This window comes from Pseudactinotalea sp. (assembly GCF_048594945.1).
Taxonomy (GTDB): domain Bacteria; phylum Actinomycetota; class Actinomycetes; order Actinomycetales; family Beutenbergiaceae; genus Pseudactinotalea.
On sequence record NZ_JBMDXJ010000183.1, the window covers coordinates 1 to 3,797 of the forward strand.

Consider the following 3,797-nt stretch of genomic DNA (forward strand, 5'->3'; position numbering starts at 1 on the left):
GCCTACGGTGCGCTGTGGGCGCTGCTCGACGACCCGGACGCGCTCGCAGGCGACGCGCTCTACCAGTGTCTGGACAGCACGTCCCGGTACCTGGGCGTCCTGCCGACCGGCGAGGCGCAGGCGTCGATCTTCTGGTCGATCAAGGGTCGCGACATGGCGGCGGTCCGTTCGAGTGGGCTCGACGTGTGGCGGCGAGAGGCGCGGCCGTTCCTCCGAGGGCGCAACGCGCCGGAGCTGGATCAGGTCGACGAGCTGCGCGAGGCGCACAACCCCGACGTCGTGGTGCGGACACCCTACCGGGTGTCCGGCAACGCCGGTGCCGTGCTGCTCGGCGATGCCGCCCACGCGATGAGCCCGCAGCTGGGCGCCGGGACCTCGCTCGCGCTCGCGGACGCGGCCAGCCTGTGCCATGCCCTCACCGAGGCTCCCGACCTGGCGACCGCGCTCGCTCGGCACGCCGCCAGCCGGCGGGCGCACGTGCGCTGGTACTCCTGGTGGACGCGTCTGATGATGCCGGTGTTCCAGAGCGACCTCGCACCGATCGCCGTCCCGCGCGACCTCCTCGCCGGGTCGATCGGCTCGATCCCATGGGTGCGCGAGCAGATGGTCCGGCAACTCAGTGGCGGGCAGACGGGGCTGGTCGGGCAGTGGCGTCTGCCCGGGGTTCAGGCCGTATAGAGAGTGCCGGAGTGCTGCTCATCCAGAGGGCGCGCACGTACCCGCGGGCACGGTCGGCCACGCCCTCTGGGCACGCCCACGCCTCGTGGGCGAGGATGGCGGGGTGGATCCCGTCGTCGCATTACGCCGCATCGCGTTCCTGCTGGAGCGTCAGCTCGCCGAGACGCATCGGATCAAGGCGTACCGGAAGGCCGCCGACCGGCTGGAGCAGGTCGGTCCTGCCGAGGTCGGGCGGCTCGCCGCCGTGGGCCAGCTCACCACGCTCGCCGACGTCGGCCCCAAGACCGCGCTGGTCGCGCAACAAGCGCTCGACGGCGCAGTCCCCGAGTATCTCGCCGAGCTCACCTCGGCCGCGGGGCCGCTGGTCGACGGCGGCGCCGAGGTCCGGTCGTGGATCAAGGGTGACCTGCACACGCACTCGATCGAGTCCGACGGCGGATCGCCCATCGAGCACATGGCCGCCGCCGCGATCGAGACCGGGCTGGAGTACATGGTCCTCACCGACCACTCGCCGCGACTCACGGTCGCGAACGGGTTGTCCGCAGACCGGCTGCGTGACCAGATCGGCCGCGTCAAGGCTTTGAACGCCGAGCTCGCACCGTTCCGGATCCTCACCGGGATCGAGGTCGACATCCTCGATGGCGGGGCACTCGACCAGGAGGCCGACCTGCTGGCCGAGCTCGACGTCGTCGTCGCCTCCGTGCACTCCAAGCTGCGGATGCCCGCCGAGCAGATGACCCGGCGGATGGTGCACGCGATCGCGAACCCGCACGTGGACGTGCTCGGCCACTGCACCGGCCGGCTGATCATGGGCGGCCGCGGCACCCGGCCCGAGTCAACCTTCGACGCCGAGATCGTGTTCGAGGCCTGCCGCCGGTTCGACGTGGCGGTGGAGATCAACTCCCGCCCCGAGCGCCGCGACCCACCGACACGACTGCTCGAGCTCGCGGTCGAGACCGGCTGCCTGTTCGCCGTCGACACCGATGCCCACGCGCCCGGCCAGCTCGATTTCCTCGACTACGGCTGCGCTCGCGTTGCCGATCTCGAGCTCGGCAGAGAGCGGATCGTCAACACGATGGCGGCCGACGACCTCCTCGCGTGGACCCGCACCTGATCCGCGGTTTCGACGGGATCGCGCGCGGGTCGGCGTCGATAGTCTGACTGGATGGCTGCCTGGTTTCGTCGTCGTGATCGATCACAGGATCAACCCGACCCCGTTACAGGTCCGGCGCCGAGCGCACCGCCCGAGACCTTCGAACAAGCCAAGCCGCTGCTGAGGGCACGGGCTGTGGGGCCGGTGCCGCTCGCCGATCGGCGCCGAAGGGGCGAGGTGGTCGGGGACCCCGGCGCCGCCGACGCCGTGTCCCCGACCGTGGCGGACTACCACGTGGGGGCGCTGCTCGACCTGCCTGATGTGGACGTCCCGGTCTCGGAGAGCACCGCCGCCGGTTGGGGGGTCCCGATCCAGGAGATCCTCTCGGCCGCCTTCGCGCACATCTCCGCCGAGCCCGGTCGTCTCTTCGAGCACGACGGCGCGATCGTCAACGACTCACGCGCCGGCGCGGCGGCGATCCTGCTGGGCGGGCCCCGCAACCTCCCGAGCACCGAGCTCCCCGTGATGCAGCGCGGCCGCGGACTCACGCCCGTCATCGTGATCCCCGACGCTGCGAACTGCCTCATCGGCTTCGCGGAGGACCCGGCCTCGATCGTGGCGATCGCCCGGGTCGCGGAGGAGGTCCTCTCGACCACCAGCCGGGCCGTCTCGATCACGCCGCTCGTCGCCGACGGCGACCGCTGGGTTCCGTACACCTGGCCGCCCGAGGCGGCCGCGCAGGTGTGGCAGCTCAGCCGCCGCTGGGACCTGGTGCGGTACGAGGGCAGCCGCGAGGTCCTCAAAGAGTGGCTCGAGGAGCGCGACGAGGATCTGGTGGTCGCCAAGCTGATGGTCGGCGCCAAGCCCGAGGACGGGCGGTACCGCAGCATGGCGCCGTGGGCCGATGGCATGGCCAACCTCATCCCGCCCGTGGACGAGGTCGTGCTGGTCACCACCGACGGCGCGACCACGCCGGTGCCGTTCACCACCCTGGTGGAGCGCGGGCTGCTCGAGCCGTACGAGGGCGTGTACCCGGAGTACTTCCTCGGCGCGAGGTTCCCCACCGAGCTGACCTGAAAGCGAGTCAGTCGGCCAGCCAGGCGAGGAACTCGTCGGCCGAGAAGATCGGTTTGTCGAGCTCGATCGCCTTGCGGGCCTTGCCCGACTGGGTGCCCACCTCGGCGACCACGAGCGCGTCGCAGCGGGTCTTGCTGACGTTGGCGGTCGGGACCAGGCCCGCGCGCAGCGCCAGGTCGTGGGCGTCGTCGCGATCGAGCAGGCGCCCGTCGGGCAGCTGGATCGTGCCGGTGAAGCAGACGCGCGCGCCGGGCACCAGCACCGAGGCGATGTCCGAGCGAGCGTTCTCGGCCAGCAGCGCCTCGTCCAGGATCTCCACCTCGAGCGCGGCCTCCACCGCTCGGAGCCGCCGCACCGCCTCGGGTGTCAGCGGCGTGGCGGCTGCGGCCTCGCGCAGCTGCGCTGCGATCACCTCACCGGCCGTGGCGGCGTCGGAACCCGTCAGCGGCTCGTACCCGGTTCCTCCCAGCAGCAGCGGCCCCAACCGGCGGCTCAGCTCCAGGTACGCCGACAGCATCGGCAGCTCCGCGGTGCTCGGCGCTTCGACGTCGGGGTCGCGGCTCACCAGCATGCCCGCGTCGGGCAGCTCCTCGGCGACCTCGAAGGCCGAGGAGGCTCCGCCGTCGGCCCCTGAGCGCAAGGCAAGTGCCGACCGAGCCCGCTCCACCGCCGTCCGGCCGCTCACCCGGCCGCGCGTCTGCTGACCCAACGGCAGCACGACCACGTGCCCGAGCCGCTTCAGCTCGAAGTCCAGCAGCCCCAACAGCTCGTCGACATCCGGCCCCACCGGCGTGCAGCCGGCCAGCATCGGCGCGACCACCGCCCATGCCTGCGCGAGCGTGGGGGCGAGCAGCACGTCGTCGACGCCGATTCCGTAGGCGGATCGTGCGTCGGCGAGGTCCCGCTGCGGGTTGATCAACGTGCTCACGGCGGTGCCGTCGTCGAAGGC

At 72.0% G+C, this 3,797-nt stretch carries 3 protein-coding genes and 1 pseudogene; 3 read left to right on the forward strand and 1 reads right to left on the reverse strand.

Annotation, left to right across the window (positions count from 1 at the left end; all coding sequences use genetic code 11):
- The 3 genes from ACOJSN_RS08205 to ACOJSN_RS08215 all read left to right on the forward strand — a co-directional run.
- A partial coding sequence (locus ACOJSN_RS08205) for an FAD-dependent oxidoreductase (RefSeq protein ID WP_420112012.1) occupies window positions 1-678 on the forward strand: 678 nt, incomplete at its 5' end.
- A 103-nt stretch (window positions 679-781) separates the two neighbouring features.
- Window positions 782-1,792, forward strand: a complete 1,011-nt coding sequence (locus ACOJSN_RS08210; protein ID WP_420112013.1) for a PHP domain-containing protein — start codon at window positions 782-784, stop codon at window positions 1,790-1,792.
- Window positions 1,793-1,843: 51 nt separating this feature from the next.
- Window positions 1,844-2,848, forward strand: a complete 1,005-nt coding sequence (locus ACOJSN_RS08215) for a hypothetical protein (RefSeq protein ID WP_420112014.1) — start codon at window positions 1,844-1,846, stop codon at window positions 2,846-2,848.
- 7 nt (window positions 2,849-2,855) lie between these two features.
- Here the strand turns inward: ACOJSN_RS08215 and ACOJSN_RS08220 are convergent.
- A pseudogene (locus tag ACOJSN_RS08220) lies at window positions 2,856-3,797 on the reverse strand (AAA family ATPase); the annotation flags it as partial.